The organism is Bradyrhizobium sp. Rc2d (assembly GCF_900099855.1).
GTDB lineage: Bacteria > Pseudomonadota > Alphaproteobacteria > Rhizobiales > Xanthobacteraceae > Bradyrhizobium.
This window is the reverse complement of record NZ_FNCU01000012.1, coordinates 139,552-160,638: the sequence shown is the minus strand read 5'-3', so window position 1 is coordinate 160,638 and position 21,087 is coordinate 139,552. Positions and strand designations below refer to the sequence as shown.

Sequence of the window (21,087 nt, the reverse complement as noted above, 5' to 3'; positions counted from 1 at the left end):
TTCACGCCGCCGGTTTGATAGCGCCCGGCGGCTCGCCGGCCCAGGCGCGCGCGATCAGGTCGCGGATGGTGCTCCGCTCGAGCGGACGCGGATTCCAATAGGCGTTGGTGACGGCGAGATCGGCCGCCTTGTCGATGCCGCTCTCGGGCATGCCGACGTCGCGCAGCGCAAGCTTTGCATCCAGCCGTTTCGCAAGGTCGTACAGCCCTTGGGAGGCATCGGCCGCGCCAATCGCGCGCGCGATGCGCGCCATCGCATCTGGCACCGCCGGTGCATTGTAGGCGAGCGCATGCGGCAGCACGATGGTGTGCGTTTCGGCATGCGGCAGATCAAAAGTGCCGCCGAGCGTGTGGCAGAGCTTGTGATGCAGTGCCATGCCGACGGTGCCGAGGCAGACGCCGCACAACCAGGCGCCGTAGAGCGCTTCGGTGCGCGCCTCGCGATCGTCGCTCCTCGCGGCGATGGCGGGCAGGGCGCGGGCCAGCGCGCGGATGCCTTCTTCCGCCATCAGCGATGTCACGGGATTGGTATCGCGCGCGTAGAGCGCTTCCACCGCATGTGCGATCGCATTGATGCCTGAAGTCGCAGCTAAGCTCGCCGGCAGCGTCAGGGTCAGGTCGACATCGTAGATCACGGTCTCCGGCAGCACGGCGGCATCGCGCACCGTGGTCTTCAGGCCGTTCTCGGTCTGGCCGACGATCGGTGTCATCTCCGAGCCGGCGTAGGTGGTGGGAATGCAGAGCTGGTTGACGCCGGTGCGCAAGGCGAGCGCCTTGCCAAGGCCCGTGGTCGAGCCGCCGCCGAGCGCGACGACGCAGTCGGCCCCGCATGCCTTCATGGCGGCGAGCGCGCGCTCCGTGACCTCGACCGGGGTATGCATGGTGGCGCCGGAAAACAGGCCCGCATAGAGCGGCCCGAGCGACGCACCGAGACTCTTGCCCTGCGTCTCCTGCTGCGGCGTCGTCAGCACCAGCGCGCGCTTGCCGCCGAGCCGCTCGACTTCAGCTTTGGCGGAGGCAAGCGTTCCGCTGCCGAACACAACACGGCAGGGCAGGTTTTCAAAGGTGAACGAACCGATCATGCGCCGGTCTCTTTGATGGGATAATCGACCTGGAAGCGTCCGATCCGCAAGTCGCCCAGCGCCTCGCGAACGCGCAAATGTTCGGGGTGATTGGCGTAGGCGCTGAGCGCGGCCTCGTTGGTGAACTCGGAGAACAGGACGACGTCGCAGGCGTAATCGACCGCGCTGACATCCATGCCGACCTCGATATGGGTGAGGCCGTCGATCCGGCCGCGCAGGCCTTCGAACAGGGTCTTGACCTTGATCCGGGCGGCGGAGCGCTCCGCCGGGGTCTCCCCGCGCAGCCGCCACATCACGATGTGCCTGATCGGGCCCGACATTTCCCTGTTTCCTCGCCTGCTATCTTGCTTGTGTTGAGGCCATTTTGACTTGCGGGAGGCGGAAATAAAGGTCAATAATCGTAACTCTCTTTTCCTAAAAGTGGAAAAATGGATCGCCTGGCGCAATTGGAGGTCTTTTCCAAGACGGCCGAGCTCGGCAGCCTGTCCAAGGCCGCCGAAGCGCTGCGCATGTCGAACGCAGCCGCGAGCCGCCATCTCAGCGCGCTCGAGGAGCGGCTCGCCGTCCGGCTGATCGAGCGGAATACCCGCCGCCTGTGGCTGACGGAGGCGGGGCAGGAGCTGCTGGAGCGTTCCAGCCGGGTCTTGAACGAACTGGCTGAGGCCGAGGACATCGTCAGCGATCGCGCGCTGTCGCCGCAGGGCACGCTGCGTGTCACGAGCTCGCTATCCTTTGCGGTGATCTATCTGGCGCCGATGCTGCCGGCCTTCCGCGCGCGCTATCCGAAGCTCAACATGCAGATCACCACCGCCAACCGCTACCCGGATTTCATCGAGGCCGGCATCGACGTGGCGATCCGGACGCGCGAGCAGGAGCCGGATTCGAACATCATCGTCCGCCGCATCGGCCAGATGCGTCGCGTGCTCGCGGCCGCACCCTCCTATCTCGCAAGCTGCGGCGCGCCGGAACAGCCCGCCGATCTCGCGCGTCACAACATGCTGGTCTACAATCTCGCCAACGATCCCTATTCGCTGCGCCTGCGCAAGGGCCATGGCGCGCAGACGGTGCGTATCACGCCGACGCTCGACAGCAATGACGGCCAGGTCATCCGCGGCGCGGCATTGGCAGGTCTCGGCATCCTCATCCAGCCGCTATACATCGTCCAGAGCGATATCGCCGCGGGCCGGCTCGTCCCGGTGCTCATGGACTGGAAGCTGCCACTGCTCACCATGAACATCGCCTATCAGAACCGCGCCGGGCTGCCGGCCAAGATCCGGGTGTTCTCGGACTTCCTGGTCAGCCACATCCGCGAGCATTCGGAGCCGGGGATCTGGATCGACGCGGCGAAGTGAGCGGGAGCATCCATGTATCTCGGCATCGATCTCGGCACCTCCGCAGTCAAGACCGTTCTCGTCGACGGTGCGCAGCGCGTGATTGCAAACGAGAGCCGGCCGCTCACGACCGTCTCGCCGCAATCCGGTTATTACGAGCAAGATCCCGCGCAGTGGATCGATGCGACCTTTGCCACGCTGGATGCTCTGAAGGCATCGCATGCCGGCGAGCTGGCGGCGGTCGAAGGCATTGGACTATCCGGCCAGATGCACGGTGCCACGCTGCTCGATGCTAGCTTAAGGCCCTTGCGGCCCTGCATCCTCTGGAATGACGGGCGCTCGGCCGCCGAATGCCTTATCCTGGAGCAGCGCTGGCCCGCCTTGCGTGCGACGTCGGGCAACAAAGCGATGCCGGGATTCACCGCGCCGAAGCTGCTCTGGATCGCGACGCACGCGCCTGACATCTTTGCGGCGACCAAGCTCGTTCTGCTTCCAAAGGCCTATTTGCGCCTGGTGCTGAGCGGCGAGGCCATCGAGGATGTCTCCGATGCATCGGGATCGCTGTGGCTCGACGCCGCGCGTCGGGACTGGTCGGATTCAGCATTGGCAGCGACCGGCCTGTCGCGCGATCACATGCCGCGGCTGGTCGAGGGATGCGCGCCCGCAACGACCCTGCGCGGCGAGCTCGCGCGGCGCTGGGGTATGACCCGGCAGCCGGTGATCGCGGGCGGAGCCGGCGACAATCCGGCCGGTGCCGTCGGCATCGGCGCGATCGGGCCGGGAACCGCGTTCATATCGCTGGGAACCTCCGGTGCCCTCATGGCACCAACCAGCAGAATCGCCGCTAACCCCGACCGCGCGGTGCATACATTCTGCCATGCCATTCCCGCCATGTGGATTCAGGCCGGCGCGATCCTCTCGGCCGCCTCTTGCCTCGCTTGGATCGCGCGGCTGTTCGGCGTCGGCGAGGCCGAACTGCTGGCGCCGCTTGGAGCGCGCCCGCAGGCGCCGTCGCCTGTGAGCTTCCTGCCTTATCTCGCAGGCGAGCGGACGCCGCACGATGATCCCGCCGTGCGCGGCATGCTGGATGGTCTGAGCCATGGCACCGATCGCGGGACGATCGTGCAGGCGGTGCTCGAGGGCGTTGCCTTCGCGCTTGCCGATTGTCGCGACGCGCTCGCGGATGCCGGCATTGCGATTGCGGAAGCCGATGTCATTGGTGGTGGTTCGCGGTCCCCATTCTGGCTCTCGGTACTGGCAAACGTGCTGAATGTTCCGGTCCATCGCTTCGTTGGAGGTGAGACCGGCGCCGCGTTCGGTGCGGCGAGATTGGGGCGGCTTGCTGTCACCGGTGAGGCAATCGCTGCCGTATGCACGCGGCCGGAGCGCATCGAGACGTTCGAGCCCGACGCTGAACTTGTCGATAGCTATGCCGGGCGGCTTCCCGCATGGCGCGAACTGTATCGGCCGCGCCACTAGCCTGCCCAATCTGGATTCCCATACCTCGGTATACTCGCCTTCGGTATTGCCCTGCGTCACCCGCTTTTGTTTAATGACCAAACCGCGCTGGGCAAGAAACGAGACGCGGGTGGGAAACGCATTGTGCGCGGGAGGCACGATGAACGATCCGATCCTCGAGATGCGCGGGGTCTCAAAATCCTTCTTTGGCATCAAGGCGCTGCGGGCCGTCGATCTCACCGTCTATGCCGGCGAAATTCATGCTTTGATGGGTGAGAACGGCGCCGGCAAGTCGACGCTGATGAAGATCCTGTCCGGCGCCTACCGGCCTGATCCCGGCGGCGAGATCCGCATCGAGGGCAGTCCGGTGCGGATCGAAGGTCCGCTCGGCGGCCGCGCGGCGGGCATCTCCATCATCTATCAGGAGCTGTCGCTCGCGCCCAATCTCAGTGTTGCCGAGAATATCTATTTGGGGCGGGAGATATCGCGATCAGGTTTGCTGGCGCGCGGCGCCATGCGCGAGGGTGTCGGCCCGATCCTGAAACGACTGGGCGCTGACTTCCTGCCGTCGACGCTGGTGGCGCATCTGTCCATGGGCCAGCGGCAACTGGTCGAGATCGCGCGTGCGCTGCACGCGAGGTCAAAAATCTTGATCATGGACGAGCCGACCACCTCGTTGTCTGCCGCCGAGAGCGAGCGGCTGTTCGCGCTGATCCGCCAGCTTCGCTCCGAGGGGCTTGCCATCATCTACATCTCGCATCGCATGGACGAGGTCTACGCCCTCGGCGACCGCGTCACCGTGCTCCGCGACGGCAGGCTGGTCGGGTCGCTCGACAAGCCTGAGATCCGCGCCGACACCATCGTCCGGCTGATGGTCGGGCGTGACGTCTCCTCGTTTTACAAGAAGGATCACGATCCGGAGGCGGGGCGGGGGCATCCCGTGCTTGCAGCGATCGACATGGCCGATGGCCAACGCGTGAAGGGTTGCTCGCTGACCGTGCATGCAGGTGAGGTCGTGGGGCTTGCCGGCCTGATCGGCGCCGGTCGCACCGAGCTTGCGCATCTCATCATCGGTGCCGCACCGAGAACATCGGGCCGTCTCGAACTCGAGGGACGTCCGATCGACATCCGTACCCCCGGCGCGGCACTCGAGGCCGGCATCGCCTATCTGACCGAGGACAGGAAGGCGCTCGGCCTGTTTCTCGACATGTCATGTCTGGACAACATCAATCTCGCGGTGCTCGCGCGCGATGCCAAGCTCGGCTGGTTTCTGGATCGCGACAAGGCGCGCGAGCGCGCCGACCGGGCCTTCGCGGGGCTCAGCATCCGCGCCGCCGACGTCGCCGTCCCCGCCGGTGGCCTGTCCGGCGGCAACCAGCAGAAGGTACTGCTGTCACGGCTTCTCGCTATTGCGCCGAAGGTCCTGATCCTCGACGAGCCGACGCGTGGCGTCGACGTCGGCGCCAAGTCCGAGATCTATTCGATCATCGACAATCTGGCCAAGGCCGGCACCGCGATCCTCGTCATCTCGTCCGATCTGCCCGAGATCATCGGAATCTGTGACCGCGTCATCGTGATGCGCGCCGGACACATCGCCGGTGAGATCAGGCGCGAAGCTGCGGCTCCCCTGAACCAGGAAGACATCATGACGCTCGCCACCGGGATGGAGCAACTCGATGCATGACGGCTCTTCGAAGGTGGACACTGCCACAGCTGCCGGCCTTGCGGCGGCGCAAGAGACGAAGCGTCAACGCATAAGGGTGCTGATCAGCGCGCTCGGCATGCTGCCAGTGCTGTTGATCCTGTGCGTCGGTTTCCATTTTCTGTCCGAGGGGCGCTTCTTCACCGGACAAAATCTCGGCATCGTGTTGCAGCAGGCCGCAGTGAACACCGTGCTTGCCGCAGGCATGACCTTCGTCATCCTCACCGGCGGCATCGACCTCTCGGTCGGCTCGATCCTGGCGGCCTCCGCGATGGCCGGATTGACGCTATCCAAGCTGCCGGAGCTCGGGATGCTGTGGCTGCCGGCCGCGCTGCTCACGGGCCTTGGCTTCGGCGTCATCAATGGCGCGCTGATTGCGCTGCTCCGCCTGCCGCCTTTCATCGTCACGCTTGGTTCTCTCACCGCCGTACGCGGCCTGGCGCGACTGCTCGGGGCCGACACCACCGTGTTCAATCCGTCGATTCCTTATGCCTTCATCGGCAATGGCTCGCTGACGCTCGTCCCCGGCGTCGCCTCGATCCCGTGGCTCTCGGTGATCGCCTTGCTCGTCATCCTCGTCTCCTGGCTGGTGCTGCGCCGGACCGTGCTCGGCGTACACATCTATGCGGTGGGCGGCAATGAGAGCGCGGCGCGGCTTGCCGGCATCAAGGTCTGGGCCGTGCTGATCTTCGTCTACGGCGTTTCCGGACTTTTCGCCGGACTCGGCGGCGCCATGCAGGCGGCGCGGCTCTATGCGGCCAATGGCCTCCAGCTCGGGCAGTCCTATGAACTCGATGCGATCACCGCCGTGATCCTCGGCGGCACCTCGTTCGTCGGCGGCATCGGCTCGATCTGGGGCACGCTGGTTGGCGCGCTGATCATCGCCGTCTTGTCGAACGGCCTCATCCTCATCGGTGTCTCCGACATCTGGCAATATGTGATCAAGGGCCTGGTGATCATCGGCGCCGTGGCGCTGGATCGTTACCGGCTGCAGGGTTCTGCCAGAACTTGAAGGGCTCGGCGCGCACCTGGAGTGCGCATGGCTTGATGAGAGGTTCCGTTGCGGCAACTGGTCTGCCGTGCCGGGGACGAAGACAGACCAGGGAGGAAGCCATGTTGAAGACGATCATGCTCGCCGGCGCCGCGATGGCGCTTGCCCTAAGCACCGCGCCATCCTTTGCCAAGGAGCTCAAGTCGATCGGCGTCTCGCTGGGATCGATGGGTAACCCATTCTTCGTCGCGCTGTCGAAGGGCGCCGAGTTCGAGGCGAAAAAGACCAATCCTAACGTGAAGATCACGACGGTCGGCTTCGAATACGACCTCGGCAAGCAGGTCACCCAGATCGACAATTTCATTGCCGCCGGCGTCGACCTGATTCTGTTGAACCCCGGCGATCCCAAGGCGATTGGGCCGGCGATCAAGAAGGCGCAGGCGGCCGGCATCGTCGTCGTTGCGGTCGACACCGCGGCGGAGGGCGCCGACGCCACCGTGACCACGAACAACGTGCAGGCCGGCGAGATCTCCTGCCAGTACATCGTCGACAAATTGGGCGGCAAGGGCGACGTCATCATCGAGAACGGGCCGCAGGTCTCCGCCGTGATCGACCGTGTCGTCGGCTGCAAGAACGTCCTCTCAAAGAATGCGGGGATCAAGGTGTTATCCAGCGACCAGGACGGCAAGGGCTCGCGCGAGGGCGGCCTCACCGTCGCGCAGGGCTATCTGACCCGTTTCCCCAAGATCGACGCCATCTTCGCCATCAACGATCCGCAGGCGATCGGCACTGATCTTGCTGCGCGCCAGCAGAACCGTAGCGGCATTGTCATCACGGCGGTCGACGGCGCACCCGATATCGAGGCCGCGCTGAAGGATCCGCAGTCGCCGCAGGTCCAGGCGTCGGCTTCGCAGGACCCGTTCTTCATGGCGCGGCGGGCCGTGCAGGTCGGTGTCGGCATTCTCAATGGCCAGAAGCCGGCCTCGACCGTCGAGCTGTTGCCGTCGAAGCTCGTGACCAGAGACAATGTCGCCGAGTACAAGGGCTGGACCTCGGATCGTTCTCAGTAGAACGCCGTCCCTGCCGGGTGCGCGCGACACACGAAACGACGGGCGGCGTCTTGACCCACGCCGCCCGTATGCATAGCGCGTACACGCGCTGATCGGCCGTACGAGCGCGTGGGCCGCCTGTTGTGTTAGCCTTGCGCGATCTCGATCGCTCGATTCGGAAGCGGAACTCGTGAAAGCCAGGACATCGGGCACCGCGTGGCGGCATGCCAACATAGGTCGCCTGCTCAACAACGCGGTGCGGCGTTTCGAGGGCCGCGTGCTCGAACTGATGAGCGAGCGGGGGCACAACGAAACACGCATTGCTCATGTCGGCCTCACGCGCAATCTCGACGTCGAGGGGACGAGGCTCACCGAGCTCGCCCGCCGCGCATCCATGAGCAAGCAGGCGATGGGCGAGCTGGTCGATCAATGCGCCGAGCTCGGCCTCGTCGACCGCGTTGCCGATCCGACCGACCGGCGTGCGCGCATCGTCATGTTCACCCCGGCCGGGCGCAAATGGCTGGATGCATTCCGCGATGCCGTCGACATCGCCGAGCAGGAGATGCGCGCCGAGCTGGGCAAGGCCACGATGGACGCGATCCGGAAGGGGCTCGCGGTCTACGGCACGGAGTTCGACACGCTCGACGCCGATTAGTCAGGCTACTTGACGATATCGTCAGGCAACCTTACCATGCAAGATATTGCTGGTAGGGAGAAGCGTCTTGGAAACACGTCTGACGGCCGCGGTGCTTATCGTGGGCGGGGGGCCCTGCGGGCTGATGCTGGCCAACGAGCTCGGCCGGCGCGGCGTGTCCGCAATCCTGGTCGATGAGAAGCCGGGCACGGCATTCAATCCGCAGGCCAATGCGACGCAGGCGCGCTCAATGGAGCATTATCGGCGGCTGGGTTTCGCCGACGAGATCAGGCACGAAGGACTGCCTGCGGACTACCCGACCGACGTTGCGTATTTCACCCGTTATACCGGTTACGAGCTGGCGCGGTTCGCGTTGCCGTCATCGTCGCGGGCAGGTGAGCTCATCAAGGGCATGTCGGGCTCCTGGAGTGCGGCGGAGCTGCCGCATCGGGTCTCGCAGAAATATGTCGAGGCGGTGCTGCGCCGCCATGCCGAACGGCTTGCCGGCATAAAGCTGAACTATGGCCACAGGCTGATCGGCTACATCGAAACCGATGACGGCATCGTCGGCGACATCGAGTGCATCGATGATGGCAGCCGCTTTCAGGTTCGGGCCGACTTCCTGGTCGGCGCCGACGGGCCGCGCTCAATGATCCGGCAATCGCTCGGGATCGTCTATGGCGGCGAGACCGGGACGCAGCGCGATTTCATGGGCGGCCGGATGCTGGCGGTCTATCTCCGCTCACCTGAGTTCTACGCGAGCATCCCTCATGCCAAGGCGTGGATGTACAATTGCTTCAACGGCGACCGCCGCGCCTTCATGGCCTCGGTGAACGGACGCGACGAATTTGCGTTCCACACGCAGCTCCGGCCGGGCGAAGACGAAAGTGCGATCACGATCAACGAGGCCAGGGCGGCGTTCCAGCGCGCCTGTGGCGCGCCGATCGATTGCGAGGTGTTGTCGTTCCTGACCTGGACCGCGGGTCACGCGCTGGTCGCCGATGGAATGCAGCGGGGCAGGGTCTTTCTCGGCGGCGATGCAGCGCACCTGTTCACGCCGACCGGCGGGCTCGGCTACAACACCGCGATCGAGGATGCGGTCAATCTCGGCTGGAAGCTCGCAAGCGTCGTCAAGGGCGTGAGCCCGATGGCGCTGCTTGATAGTTACGAGATCGAGCGGCGTCCGGTCGCGCTTCGCAACACCGATTATGCGCGGCGCTTCGCCGACTCGCTTGGCCTGTTCGCGCCCGCACCGGAGATCGAGGACGCCACGGACGAAGGTCGCGAGATGCGACGGATTGCTGGCATCTATCTCGAACAGCACGCCCGTGCCGAATTCAACATTCCCGGCGTGACCTTCGGAGGACGTTACGACGGCTCGCCGATTATCATTTCCGATGGCAGCGAGCCGCCGCCCGACGCTGCGAATGTCTACGTCCCGAGCGCCTGTCCCGGCGGCCGCGCGCCGCATGCGTGGCTGGAAGACGGCGTGTCCTTTTACGATCTGTTCGGATTCGAGTGGACGCTGCTCCAGTTCGGCGAGGTCATGTCCGCTCATGCGTCATTCGCCGAAACCGTCCGCGCGATCGGGGCCGATGTGAAGCTCGTCACGCTGCAAAAATCCTTGCGCGATCTCTACGAGGCGGACCTTGCCCTGATACGTCCCGACCAGATCGTGGCCTGGCGCGGTGCCGCGTCGCAGGCCGGAGCGATCGGACGCGTCCTTGCCCGCGCGCTCGGGCATGGCGCGAGCGACAGCGCGCGGCTGGCAAGCTGAGCGATTCCTGCCGCTGCATTCAACGCGGCAGTACGGCCAATAACAACAAGACGACAATGACACCGGAGGAGGACACCGTGACCACACGAGCACTCGAGGACTTCGACGATCACGCCGCCAACGCGGTCGGCGCCGACCAGACCGCAAGCAGCCGCCGGCGCATCCTGATCGCCGGCACCATCGGCACCGCGATCGAATGGTACGACTTCTTCATCTACGGCCTGATCGCGCCGCTGGTGTTCGAGCAGCTGTTCTTTCCGAAGTTCGACGGGCTCACGGCAACCATCGCGGTGTTCGCGACGTTCGCCGTCGGATTTCTGGCGCGTCCGCTCGGCGGGCTCGTGTTCGGCCATTTCGGCGATCGCTTGGGGCGCAAATCAGTCCTCTTATGCACGCTGCTGCTGATGGGGCTTGCGACCATGTCGATCGGGCTGTTGCCGACCTACGCCAATGCGGGCGTGGTCGCGACCATCGCGCTCGTCGTGCTGCGTTTCCTCCAGGGCTTTGCGCTCGGCGGCGAGTCCACCGCGGCAATCCTCATGGCGATCGAGACGGCACCCGGCCACCGGCGCGGCTTTTCTGCCGCGGTGATCCAGGCCGCAGGCCCCGTCGGCGTCGTGCTCGCCTCGTTTGCGGCGCTCGCGATCTCGCGGCTGCCGGAAGCGGACCTGCTGTCATGGGGCTGGCGCGTTCCGTTCCTGATCAGCGCGGTGCTGGTCGCGCTCGGCGTCTACATGCGCTGGCGCATCGAGGAGAGCGCGACGTTCCGCGAGGCCGGGGAAAGGGACGCCGTGCCGGCGGTCGAGGCGGTGAGGGAGCACTGGCGGCCGATCCTCATCGTGTTCTTCGCGGAGATGGCGCAGACGTCCTATTTCTACCTGACGGCCATCTTCACCATCTCGTTCGCGACGCGCCAGCTCGGCGTCCAAAAGGACGTGATCACGCAGGCCGTGCTGCTCGCCAATCTCGTCGGGCTCGTTGCCATGCCGCTGATTGGCGCCTGGTCCGACCGGATCGGACGCAAGCGTCTGTTCCTGGCGGGCGTCGTGCTCGCGGCCGCCTCGATGCTCGCGTTCTACGGTGTGGTCGCGAGCCGTGAGACGCTGCTCGTGACGGGCGCAGTGATTCTTGCGGCGGGCGTGATCCATCCGCTGATGTTCAGCACCGAAGGGAGCTATTTCCCGGAGCTGTTTCCGACCCGCATCCGCTTTACCGGCGTGTCGATCGGCAAGCAGCTCGGCACGGTGCTCGGCGGCGGCATCGCACCGCTCGTCGCCACCAGCCTGTTTGCGCAGACAGGTTCCACCCACGCCATCACCGGCTATTACGTCGCGCTTGCGCTCGCGGCGATGATCGCGCTCGGCTTCGCGCACGAAACCAGCAAATCGCGGCTGCTCGGCTGAGCTTGGCCATAATATCACGGAGGTTCTCATGGACGTCAGTCTTCTCATCGATGGGCAGGATCATGCCGCTTCGAACGGCAAGGTGTTCGAGCGGCGCAATCCGCTGTCGCAGGAGGTCGCAAGCCGCGCCGCCGCCGCGACGACTTCGGATGCCGACGCCGCCGTGGCGGCGGCCTCCAGCGCGCTAGCCGCATGGTCGGCGCTCGGCCCCAACGCGAGGCGGGCTCTGCTGCTGAAGGCGGCCGACGCGCTCGACGCCAAGCGCGACGCCTTCATCAAGATCATGATGGCTGAGATCGGCACGACGGAGGTCTGGTCGGCTTTCAACGTCAAGCTCGCGAGCGGCATGCTGCGTGAAGCGGCATCGTTGACCACGCAGATCGCGGGCGAGGTGATTCCGTCCGACAAGCCGGGATGCATCGCCATGTCAGTTCGCCAGCCGGCCGGCGTGTGCCTCGGCATCGCGCCGTGGAATGCGCCGATCATTCTCGGCGTCCGGGCCGTGGCGACGCCGCTGGCGTGCGGCAACACGGTCGTCCTCAAGGCGTCCGAGATCTGCCCGGGAACGCACCGGCTGGTGGGCGAGGTGTTCAGGGATGCAGGCTTCCCGCCCGGTGTCGTGAACGTCGTGACCAATGCTCCGGCCGATGCGCCAGCCGTGGTCGAACGTCTCATCGCCAATCCTGCCGTGCGGCGGATCAACTTCACCGGATCGACCCGCGTCGGCCGCGTCATTGCCGAACTCGCCGGCAGGCATCTCAAGCCGGTGCTTCTCGAGCTTGGCGGCAAGGCGCCTTTGGTCGTGCTCGACGATGCCGATCTCGATGCCGCCGTCGCTGCCGTGGCGTTCGGTGCCTTCATCAACCAGGGCCAGGTCTGCATGTCGACCGAGCGCGTGATCGTCGACGAGGCGGTGGCTGCGTCCTTTGTCGAGAAGCTCGCAAAGAAGGCGAGTTCGCTTCCGGCCGGCGATCCGCGCTCCGGCCCGGTTGTCGTTGGCTCGATGATCGACGAAGCGCCGGCCAAGCACGTCATGGCGCTGATCGACGACGCCATCGCCAAGGGCGCCGTCAAGCTCGCGGGCGGCGAGCGTGCCGCCACGGTCGTCCCAGCGACGGTGCTCGACCGTGTCGTGCCCGGCATGCGCATCTACACCGAAGAGAGCTTTGGCCCCGTCGTCTCGGTGATCCGCGCGCGCGGCGTGGATAACGCCGTCCGGCTTGCCAACGACACCGAGTACGGCCTCTCGGCCGCGGTGTTCGGCCGCGACGTCGCACGTGCGCTGACCGTGGCGCAGCGCATCGAAAGCGGCATCTGCCATGTCAACGGCCCGACCGTGCATGACGAGGCGCAGATGCCGTTCGGCGGCGTGAAGGGATCGGGCTACGGCCGCTTCGGCGGCCAGGCCGGCATCGCCGAGTTCACCGACCTGCGCTGGATCACCATCGAGACGCAGCCTCAGCATTATCCGTTCTGATTGCGCTCTAAGCGAAGCACCCAAGGAAATCTGCCTATGAACTCAAAAGTCCTGACGGTTCGGGAGGCAACCCTTGGTGTGCTTCGCTCCTTTGGCGTCGATCGCGTCTTCGGCAATCCGGGCTCGACCGAGCTTTGCTTCCTGGGCGACTGGCCCGACGACATCGACTACGTGCTGGGCTTGCAGGAAGGCTGCGTGGTCGGGATGGCTGATGGCTATGCGCAGGCCACGGGACGGCCGGCCTTCGTCAATCTGCATTCGGCGGCCGGGCTCGGTCACGCGCTCGGCAATCTCTTCACGGCGTTTCGCAACAAGACGCCGATGGTCGTGACATCGGGGCAGCAGGCGCGCAGCCTGCTCAGGATGCGGCCCTATCTGTTCGCCGAGGATGCCGAGCAGTTTCCAAAGCCTTATGTGAAATGGAGCGCGGAGCCCGCGCGGCCTGAGGATGTTCCCGCGGCGATTGCGCAGGCCTTTCTCACGGCCATGCAGCATCCGCGCGGCCCGACCTTCGTGTCGGTGCCGTCGGATGATTGGGCCCGGCCCGCAGTCGCTCCGCCGGTCCGCCACATCGCCACAGAATTTGCGCCCGATCCAGCGGCGATCGTCCGGCTCGGCGCCGCGATTGGAGCTGCGAAAAGACCTGCCTTCGTTGTCGGTCCCGACATCGATCGCAGCGGCTGTGTCGAAGCGATGGTCGCGGTGGCCGAGCAGGCAAGGGCGGCCGTTTGGGCGAGCCCAATGTCCAGCCGTTCGAGCTTTCCGGAATTGCATCCGCAATTCGCAGGCTTCCTTCCGGCCGCGCCGGGAGGGCTCGCCCGCGCCTTGCGCGGCGCTGATCTGATCGTCGTGGTCGGCGCGCCCGTGTTCACCTTCCATGTCGAGGGACAATGCGATTTGCTCGATGATGGAACGCCGGTATGGCAGATCACCGACGATCCGACCGAAGCGGCGTCTGCGGCCGTCGGCGACACCATCATCAGCACGCTCCCCAAGGCGCTCGCCGCGCTTCGGGCGGCGCTGCCCGACATCGCGGGGCGCGAACTGCCGGCGGCGCGGCCGCGGCCCGCCGCGCCTGCAGCGCAGAATCCAATTCCTCCGGCCTATGCGCTGAGCCGGTTGTCGGCGCTGATGCCGCGCGATGCGATCGTGGTGGAGGAGGCGCCGTCGCATCGTCCGGCCATCCAGCAATTCCTGCCCATGCGCGGCGCGGACAGTTTCTACACGATGGCGAGCGGTGGACTCGGTTACAGCCTGCCGGCCTCCATCGGCGTGGCACTGGCGCGGCCTGGTCGTCGCATCGTCGCGCTGATCGGCGACGGATCGGCGATGTACTGCGTCCAGGCGATCTGGACTGCAGCGCAACGTGGTCTGCCGATCACCTTCGTGATCATGAACAATTCAGGCTATGGCGCGATGCGCGCTTTCAGCCGGCTCATGCAGGCGCATCGCCCGCCCGGAATCGACTTGCCCGGGCTCGACTTCGTGGCGCTCGCCAAGGGAATGGGTTGCGTGGGGTGGCGCGTGACAGATGCCGGCGATGTCGACCGCATCTTGGCGGAAGCGTTGGCGTTGAGTGGCCCCGCGCTGGTCGAGATCGCAGTCGACGAGGCCACGACGGACCTGTTCAATCATTCGCGCTAGCAGGCGGTGGAGGGATTGGTTCGCGGAGACAAAGTAGCGGATGGGAATTTGCTCGCGAAGGCACGGGTCTTGGGTTGAACGCGCGATCCGTCGATCACCTCGAGGCGGCCGAAGCGGTTCAGCGTGTGCAACTTTCGGCCGGGCCATGCCGGCCCGGGCTTGAGCGAATGGCGGACGATCTGCTTGAATGTCGTCGGCGACAGTTCGACGATTTCCGCTAGCGCGAGCGCTGCGCCGTAACCGTCGGCACAATCCTGGATCGGGCGCCACAATTTGTCATCGATGGTGACGAAATTCCCCGCCGGTCGCGTGCTCGCACGATCGATCAGGACCGGATTGCTGGCATGGGGCAACCACGGGCCAAAGAGGCGGTCTGCGTAGTAGATCGCCAGCGAATCCGAATAGCCGCCCGTTCCGTCGCGCCAGGCCCCAAACAGATAGTGCAAGCCGTCGTGCTGCGTGATCGTGACATCGGCGAGTTCGAGGCCGGAAAGCAGCGTCGCGTGCCGCTCCCATTTGTCCGGAAAACGAACGCATTTGTAGAGCGCAACGTCGCCGTGGACCGAGCTCTCCGGGATCATCCACAACGCGCCATCGTTCTCGATCAGAAACGGGTAGGAGAGGTGCCAGGGCTCCTCTAGCACCGGCACGACGTCTCCCACCGGGCCCGCATCGTTGAACTCGATCGCGGAAATGATCCCCTTTCCAATCCGGTGATCGAGATCTTCGAAGAAGACGAATGTCCGTCCCTGCCACGTGATGGGAAACGGATCGGCGTAGAAGCGATGGCCGGGATCGGCAAGAACATTCCAGCCTGGTCCCGATAGATTTCCGGTCTGCAAGACGCCTGCGCCGTCATTGAAGCGCCATCCGATATGCCAATGCGGGGCATAGCAGCAGAGCCGATAGATCTCCTTGGCGATCGATACGGCGAGGCCGCGCACAACGTACGCCGCCGGCTGCCGGCCGATGCGGTCTCCGGCGGGGCGTGCTAGCTGCGGCACGATGCGCGGGCGTTCCGACAGGATTGCCGCCACCATGGTCAGGGTTCGCGCCATCACCGTTTCGAGCGCGCCGCTCAGGCCGGCCGCGATCTCTCCGGAGGGGTGGCCGCGATCGAGCACTGTATTGTCGACCTCGTTGACGATCTCGATCACGGGCAGGTCGCCGGCGAGAATGGCGGCGAGAGCCGCATTTTCGCCTGCGGCGCGGTTGAAGAGAGGGCGCAGATACAGCCGGGCAGCGCAGTTGGGGTCGCGCGCAGCGCCCGTAAAATCGACGATCACGTCGGCCGCATCGGCGCGAGCCTGCGCCCGTTCCGGAATGATCTTCAGCTTGCCGGCGCCGCTGTGTTGGCCCCTGTGCAACACCATGCGTTCGAGTTCGAATAGCGCGTCGAGACCTGTGGGGCGCGACTCCGTCGTTGCGGTCCAGGCGATTTGAAGCGGCACGTCCCGGCCGTCGATCGACAGCGTCTCGCGGTCCATCCACCGCCGCGCATGCTCACGTTCACAGCGAAACTCGATGATCATGTCGAGCCCATCTATTCCAGCGTGCCCCGTCAAATGACTTGGCTGAGAAGCCGAACGTATTCCTCCACCATGGCATCTACCGAATAACGCAGCCGCAGACCTTTGGCGTTTTGTCGCAGTTCGTCGCTCAGGGTTTGATTCGTCAGAATTGTCGAAACGGCTGCCGACAGCTTCGCATGATCGGATGCGTCTACGAAGAGTGCGGTCGGTTTTCCCTCAAAGGACAGCACCTCGCGCAACACGGGAAGATCGGTGACTACGGAGGGAACACCTGCGTTTGCAGCCTCGACCGCGGCCAGACCGAAGGTTTCGGCCTGTGTCGGGAATACGAACACGTCCAGACAGGCGAGGAAGTCCGCCATCCGGCGCGGCGGGATTTCGCCGAGCAGATACAGCCTGTCCGATACCTTCAATTCGTCGGCCAGCTGCCTCAGCCGGGACTCATCAGCTCCCTGTCCGGCCAGTGCAAGGTGCCAGGATGGTTGATCCGGCAACAAGCGTATCGCCGCATCAAGCCGCTTGTGCGGGTGCAGCCTCGCGGCGCAGCCGAGCAGGATGCGATCCGGCGGCAGGTTGAATGTCGCTCGTGCCGCGTCCTTCGACAAGGTGAGGGCCTTGTCGTCGAAGCCGTGTGGGACATGCACCATGCGTGACCGATACGCCGCGGGGTAGCGCGAATATTCGCGCTGCATGTCCTTCGAATTGAGCGTGATGCGGTCGAAGAAGCCGAGGCTGCCCATGACGATGTCGGCCGTGCGGACGGGCCGGCTCATCGACAGCGCTGACGAAACCTGATTGGCGATGACGGGCGCGCGGCAGACGAGGCGCGACACGCCGGCTCCGATCACGTTGCCAAAATGCTGAAAGGTCAGAACGGCGTCGGGCTTGCTGGTCCTGATATGGCGGCCGAGCGTCCTCAGCATTCGCAGCAGTGCCAGCGGATTTCCCGGCCGGCTCGAGGCGCAGTAGAACGTATCGGGCGGCTCGTCGAACGAATCCGACTTGCGGAAGAAAAACAGATTGGTGACGCGATAGCCGCGCGCAGTAAGGCCGGCACCGAGCAGCCTGGAGATCTCCTGCGCGCCGGCGTTTTCGGCCTGGGTCTGGACGAGAAGGACGTGCAGCTTCCGTCCGTTGCCGTTGGACGGCGTGAGTGCTGTCGCAGTCGTCTCGCCCAACTCCTTGTTTGGCTGGTAATGGAGCACGGATCCCGACCCACTGAAGAAACGAAGTTTTCACCTTCTTGATCCCGTACCTACCATGCGAGCATCGCGCGGACACCGACTAGCAATAAACGGAGTTAATGCGCAGCCTGCCGGAACGGCATCCTTCGCGAGAGAATTCTGGCAGTTTCCAAAGGAAGTGAAGCGACCGCGTTAACCAATTGGTCATGGTCGCGCGAGGGTCGGGTAACCGCGGATTAACCATAGATATTTACGGTGGAGCGGGCCACTGAACAGTGTTCGCCAGTTGAATCCGAGTAGAGTCCATGACGTTCGGTCGCCGCGCAGACCCGACAAGATCCGGATCGACCGGCGTTGCCGCGTCGTGGAGCCGGAATCCGTCGAGCGCTGAGGCTGCCGGAACCGCTGCACGCTTTGGCGGTGTGTTCACTGCCGCCGGTGCGCTCTCCTTCCTTCGCGAAAACGCTCGGCGGATCTTGACGCTCGCGCTCGCGATCTTCGCGCTTGGCGCCGTCGTTCTCCTGGTGCTTCCGGTCCGGTTCGCAGCGACCGCACTGGTCGTGGTCGACCCCCGCGAGCAGCGCGTGACCACGGAGCAGGACGTTCTGCCGGGCATAGGGCAGGATAGCGCCGCGCTGCAAAGCCTGGTCGAAGTGGCGAAGTCCGACGGCTTTCTCGAGCCGCTGATCGAGCAGCTCAAGATCCGCGATGACGAAGACATTTCCGGCGGCTACACCGCCCCCGCGCGCCTGCTCGAACGCTTCCGCAACCGTCTCGACATTTCCCGTCGCGGGCTGACCTATGTCATCGCCATCCGCTTCACCTCGAACCGGCCGGAGCGGGCTGCCTACTATGCCAACGCCATTGCCGAGGCGTTCGTCGCCAGACAGAGCCGCATTCGCACCGAGGCGACCGACGAGGCTGCCGACTGGCTCGGCAGCCGGCTCAAGACATTGAGCGACCGGTTGAAGGCGTCGGAGGACGCCGTTGCCACATTCAAGCTCGAGCATAGGATCGTCAACGCCGGCAAGGACGCCACGACCCAGCAATTGCGGGTGACCGAGCTGTCGCAGCAGGTGGCTGCTGCGCGCGCGCGGACCGAGGAGGCCAAAGCCCGTTACGAGCAGGCGCAGCGCGACGTGAAGGCGAAGATCGAGGGCCCCGTAAAGCAGGATCTCCTAAGCGCGTTGCGCGCCCAGCGATCGGCCCTCAATGATCAAATCGCGCAGAAGCGGGCGGTGCTCGGCGATCGCCATCCCGACCTCGTGATGTCGTACGGCCAGCTGAACGATCTGAACAGGCAGATCGAGATTGAGCGGACCAAGGGCATCGACACCGCGAAGTCGGAATATGAGGCCCAGCGCGATCAGCAGAAGGCTCTGGAAGGCCAGATGAAGGCGGCTGAATCGCAGCTTCTGGTCGACGGGCAGGCCCTGGTCCGGCTCCAGGAGTTGCAGCGCGACGCTGAGGCCAACAGAAACATCTACGAGCAGTTCCTCTCGCGGTCCAAGACGACGAATGAACAGCGCCTGTTGCAGAGTTCTCAGACCAAGGTCGCCTCGCCCGCCATTCCGCCGCTTCGCTCGACCCTTCCGCCGCTGTCTTTGCTGCTCGCTGCGCTCGCGATCGGTTCGCTGCTGACATCGACGGCGGTCGTTGCCGCAACGGGACGCAGATCGGACAAATCCGTTCCGGACGTTCGCGCCGCCGATCCGGCTCCGCGCCAGCCCGGGGCGTGGTCACGTCCGCCCGTGTGGGTCCGCGTTCCCGACCTGCCCCCTGGCGAGGTCCCGAGAAACATCTGGCAAGGCCCGGTGTCTGCAACGAGCGAGCTCGATCTCGGTCCGCATCTGCGTCCGCTGCTCGACATGCTGGAGAAAATGCCGGGAGGCCGGGGCAAGGTCGCGCTCGTGATGTCGGTGGGGAAACGGGCCGGCGGCAACACCGTCGCGCGGTCGCTGAATCGGTGGGCGCTGAAGAGTGGAAAGTTGAGCGTTCTGATCCGCGTCGAGCCGGATCTTGGTGGTGCCGGGGCCAGCCTCGCCAAGGCGCCGGCGGATGGCGCGACCACGGCGGATTTTCGCAGCATCGACGAGCTTCTGAACGTCAGCAAGGGGCCTCAGTCGTCGCCTGCAGACGATATTCGTTCAGAGTTCGATCTGATCGTCGTCCATGCCACCTCTCTGGCCTTGCAGCCGGAGGCGGCGGCGCTGGCCGCCCATGCTGATCTCGTCATCCTGGTTGCCCGCGAAGACGCAATCGATTCAGCCGCAATGCGCAGGGTGACGGCCGCGCTCTCTCGCTTTGGCGGCGTGCCGACCGGGATCGTCGTCAATCGTGTGCCGGCAGACCCGTCGTCGGCTCAACATCGGGGTGAAGCGCTCGGCCTGGCTGGTTGACGGTCGTTCGGCGCCGCGCGGCCGAGCCGTGCCTGCCGCGGTTGAACCGGAGCCTAGTCGCCCGCGTCGGCGCCGCGGACTGCATAGGTGCCGCGTTTCGATCCACCGAAGCGCAAGAGCACGAGAATTGAAGGATCAACTCCGGTTCGCCTGCGACAGAGGACGTTGAGCGCGATGGTCGCAAGCGCCAGCGACACGGTGGCCGAGATCGCTGCGCCAAGCACGCCGAGCCAGGGAATCAGCACGAGAAATCCGACCAGCCGCAACGCCACGTTCGCCGCAACGACGGGGACATAGATCCGCTCGTGGCCGGTGAGCTGCAATATCGCCGCAGAGGGACCGCCCGCTGCCTGAAACGCCGTTCCGATCGCGAGCACGATCAGGACCGAGTGTTGCGCGGCGAAGTGGGATCCGAACAGGTTGAGAAGATGGGGGCCGCCAATCCAGATCAGGAAGAGCCCGCTGACCACGCAAAGCGCGGTCACTTCCGCCATCAGCTGCAACGTCCGCTCGAATTCCTGTAGGTTCTTGCTGAAGTGCAGCGAAGGAAGCCGGCGCGCACCGAAACTGTACAGCGCGGCCGAGAGCATGGCGAAGATGTTGGCAAGGCGCGAGGCGGCGAAGTAGATGCCGGCGGTCGCGGGATCCAACATCCAGTAAACCAGAATGACGTCGAAATACTGGTTTGCGGCTTCGAGGACGGAGGCGATCCAGAAATGAAGCGCGCTCGATCTCCAGCGGCCCGTTTCGGACCGTGCGGCCGTGCTGCGGAGATCCGGCAGAGCTCGCGCGATCGAAACGACCTGCGCGGTCAGGCCAACCGACATGGCGATCGTCATTACGGCGAACAATTCGGCGGGGTCGAGCTGGCGATGGCCGAACATGATTGCGAGCAGAAACAGGACGACGCCGACCCGCCAGAAGAACTCTCTGTTTCCTTCCCCCATGAGGATGCTGACCAGCGAGCGCGCAACCTGGCTGCCGAGCATCACCCCCGCATTCACGGCGGTGTAGGCGGACACGGCGAGGATCAGCAGCCACCAGTCGCCCTTCACGTTCGCCGCGATCGCGATTGCACCGATCACAACCAGCATGGCGACGGAGGAAAGCTTCAGGCTCGACAGCAGCACGCCCTTGGTGAGGTCGGGCCGATTTCCCACCTGATACTCGTTCAGGAAGCGTACGAGGAGCGATTCCTGGCCGACCAGGCCCACGACCGATGCGATCTGGGCGACTGAAAGCCAGGTCGCAAAGATGCCGAAGCCATCGGGCGACATCGTTCGTGCCGCAAGCGAGAACAATGCAAACGCAAGTGCGCCGCTACCAACCTTGAGAAGGATGGTTCCGACGACACCGCGCGTCACGTCGCGCCGCATGAACTGGATGATGGATTCGATCATGAACGTTAAGGAGCAACTCTCCCCA

General features: G+C 65.0%; 16 protein-coding genes. 11 read left to right on the top strand and 5 right to left on the bottom strand.

The features are described 5' to 3' along the window. Position 1 precedes the first annotated feature (1 nt). Together BLV07_RS17240 and BLV07_RS17235 are read right to left on the bottom strand one after the other, a co-directional pair. On the bottom strand, positions 2 to 1,081 hold the full coding sequence (locus BLV07_RS17240; RefSeq protein WP_091887676.1) for a maleylacetate reductase: 1,080 nt from the start codon (positions 1,079 to 1,081) through the stop codon (positions 2 to 4). Then, positions 1,078 to 1,401 (bottom strand): Dabb family protein, encoded by a 324-nt coding sequence (locus BLV07_RS17235; protein ID WP_091887674.1) that lies wholly within the window; start codon positions 1,399 to 1,401, stop codon positions 1,078 to 1,080. The genes BLV07_RS17240 and BLV07_RS17235 overlap by 4 nt, the downstream gene beginning before the upstream one ends. A 108-nt stretch (positions 1,402 to 1,509) precedes the next feature. On the opposite strand from BLV07_RS17235, the gene BLV07_RS17230 reads away from it, so the two are divergent. From BLV07_RS17230 to mdlC, 10 genes are all read left to right on the top strand, one after another. Beyond that, complete coding sequence (locus tag BLV07_RS17230; RefSeq protein WP_091887672.1) at positions 1,510 to 2,433, top strand: LysR family transcriptional regulator; 924 nt, start codon at positions 1,510 to 1,512, stop codon at positions 2,431 to 2,433. A 12-nt stretch (positions 2,434 to 2,445) separates the two neighbouring features. Next, complete coding sequence (gene xylB, locus BLV07_RS17225; protein WP_091887669.1) at positions 2,446 to 3,891, top strand: xylulokinase; 1,446 nt, start codon at positions 2,446 to 2,448, stop codon at positions 3,889 to 3,891. Between the two features lie 139 nt (positions 3,892 to 4,030). Next, positions 4,031 to 5,554 (top strand): sugar ABC transporter ATP-binding protein, encoded by a 1,524-nt coding sequence (locus BLV07_RS17220; RefSeq protein ID WP_091887667.1) that lies wholly within the window; start codon positions 4,031 to 4,033, stop codon positions 5,552 to 5,554. After that, positions 5,547 to 6,584 (top strand): ABC transporter permease subunit, encoded by a 1,038-nt coding sequence (locus BLV07_RS17215; protein ID WP_091887665.1) that lies wholly within the window; start codon positions 5,547 to 5,549, stop codon positions 6,582 to 6,584. Before BLV07_RS17220 ends, BLV07_RS17215 begins: the two co-directional genes overlap by 8 nt. Before the next feature lie 101 nt (positions 6,585 to 6,685). Continuing rightward, positions 6,686 to 7,633: an ABC transporter substrate-binding protein gene (locus BLV07_RS17210; protein ID WP_143035439.1), complete on the top strand. Its 948-nt coding sequence runs from the start codon at positions 6,686 to 6,688 to the stop codon at positions 7,631 to 7,633. Positions 7,634 to 7,802: 169 nt separating this feature from the next. Next, on the top strand, positions 7,803 to 8,267 hold the full coding sequence (locus tag BLV07_RS17205; protein WP_091887663.1) for a MarR family winged helix-turn-helix transcriptional regulator: 465 nt from the start codon (positions 7,803 to 7,805) through the stop codon (positions 8,265 to 8,267). A gap of 67 nt (positions 8,268 to 8,334) precedes the next feature. Beyond that, positions 8,335 to 10,023: an FAD-dependent oxidoreductase gene (locus BLV07_RS17200; protein WP_176945586.1), complete on the top strand. Its 1,689-nt coding sequence runs from the start codon at positions 8,335 to 8,337 to the stop codon at positions 10,021 to 10,023. Positions 10,024 to 10,100: 77 nt separating this feature from the next. Further along, the gene (locus BLV07_RS17195; protein ID WP_091887804.1) at positions 10,101 to 11,426 is read left to right on the top strand and encodes an MFS transporter; all 1,326 of its coding nucleotides are present in this window, start codon (positions 10,101 to 10,103) and stop codon (positions 11,424 to 11,426) included. 28 nt (positions 11,427 to 11,454) lie between these two features. Further along, the gene (locus BLV07_RS17190; RefSeq protein WP_091887659.1) at positions 11,455 to 12,903 is read left to right on the top strand and encodes an aldehyde dehydrogenase; all 1,449 of its coding nucleotides are present in this window, start codon (positions 11,455 to 11,457) and stop codon (positions 12,901 to 12,903) included. A gap of 36 nt (positions 12,904 to 12,939) precedes the next feature. Further along, complete coding sequence (gene mdlC, locus BLV07_RS17185; RefSeq protein WP_091887657.1) at positions 12,940 to 14,547, top strand: benzoylformate decarboxylase; 1,608 nt, start codon at positions 12,940 to 12,942, stop codon at positions 14,545 to 14,547. On the opposite strand, the gene BLV07_RS17180 is transcribed toward mdlC, so the two are convergent. Next, a complete protein-coding gene (locus BLV07_RS17180) occupies positions 14,544 to 16,079 on the bottom strand; it encodes a glucosamine inositolphosphorylceramide transferase family protein (protein ID WP_091887655.1) in 1,536 nt (511 codons plus the stop codon). The genes mdlC and BLV07_RS17180 overlap by 4 nt on opposite strands. Before the next feature lie 29 nt (positions 16,080 to 16,108). Then, positions 16,109 to 17,284 (bottom strand): glycosyltransferase family 4 protein, encoded by a 1,176-nt coding sequence (locus BLV07_RS17175; RefSeq protein WP_091887653.1) that lies wholly within the window; start codon positions 17,282 to 17,284, stop codon positions 16,109 to 16,111. 284 nt (positions 17,285 to 17,568) lie between these two features. On the opposite strand from BLV07_RS17175, the gene BLV07_RS17170 reads away from it, so the two are divergent. Beyond that, complete coding sequence (locus tag BLV07_RS17170) at positions 17,569 to 19,662, top strand: GumC family protein (protein WP_091887651.1); 2,094 nt, start codon at positions 17,569 to 17,571, stop codon at positions 19,660 to 19,662. A 53-nt stretch (positions 19,663 to 19,715) separates the two neighbouring features. Here BLV07_RS17170 and BLV07_RS17165 read toward each other — a convergent pair whose 3' ends face one another. Further along, the gene (locus BLV07_RS17165) at positions 19,716 to 21,062 is read right to left on the bottom strand and encodes a lipopolysaccharide biosynthesis protein (protein ID WP_091887649.1); all 1,347 of its coding nucleotides are present in this window, start codon (positions 21,060 to 21,062) and stop codon (positions 19,716 to 19,718) included. Positions 21,063 to 21,087 lie beyond the last annotated feature (25 nt).

Bases quoted from the DNA above. Each gene is read 5' to 3' on its own strand.
- BLV07_RS17240 (WP_091887676.1), bottom strand. From the start codon at position 1,081: ATGATCGGTTCGTTCACCTTTGAAAACCTGCCCTGCCGTGTTGTGTTC.
- BLV07_RS17235 (WP_091887674.1), bottom strand. From the start codon at position 1,401: ATGTCGGGCCCGATCAGGCACATCGTGATGTGGCGGCTGCGCGGGGAG.
- BLV07_RS17230 (WP_091887672.1), top strand. From the start codon at position 1,510: ATGGATCGCCTGGCGCAATTGGAGGTCTTTTCCAAGACGGCCGAGCTC.
- xylB (WP_091887669.1), top strand. From the start codon at position 2,446: ATGTATCTCGGCATCGATCTCGGCACCTCCGCAGTCAAGACCGTTCTC.
- BLV07_RS17220 (WP_091887667.1), top strand. From the start codon at position 4,031: ATGAACGATCCGATCCTCGAGATGCGCGGGGTCTCAAAATCCTTCTTT.
- BLV07_RS17215 (WP_091887665.1), top strand. From the start codon at position 5,547: ATGCATGACGGCTCTTCGAAGGTGGACACTGCCACAGCTGCCGGCCTT.
- BLV07_RS17210 (WP_143035439.1), top strand. From the start codon at position 6,686: ATGTTGAAGACGATCATGCTCGCCGGCGCCGCGATGGCGCTTGCCCTA.
- BLV07_RS17190 (WP_091887659.1), top strand. From the start codon at position 11,455: ATGGACGTCAGTCTTCTCATCGATGGGCAGGATCATGCCGCTTCGAAC.
- mdlC (WP_091887657.1), top strand. From the start codon at position 12,940: ATGAACTCAAAAGTCCTGACGGTTCGGGAGGCAACCCTTGGTGTGCTT.
- BLV07_RS17180 (WP_091887655.1), bottom strand. From the start codon at position 16,079: ATGATCATCGAGTTTCGCTGTGAACGTGAGCATGCGCGGCGGTGGATG.
- BLV07_RS17170 (WP_091887651.1), top strand. From the start codon at position 17,569: ATGACGTTCGGTCGCCGCGCAGACCCGACAAGATCCGGATCGACCGGC.
- BLV07_RS17165 (WP_091887649.1), bottom strand. From the start codon at position 21,062: ATGATCGAATCCATCATCCAGTTCATGCGGCGCGACGTGACGCGCGGT.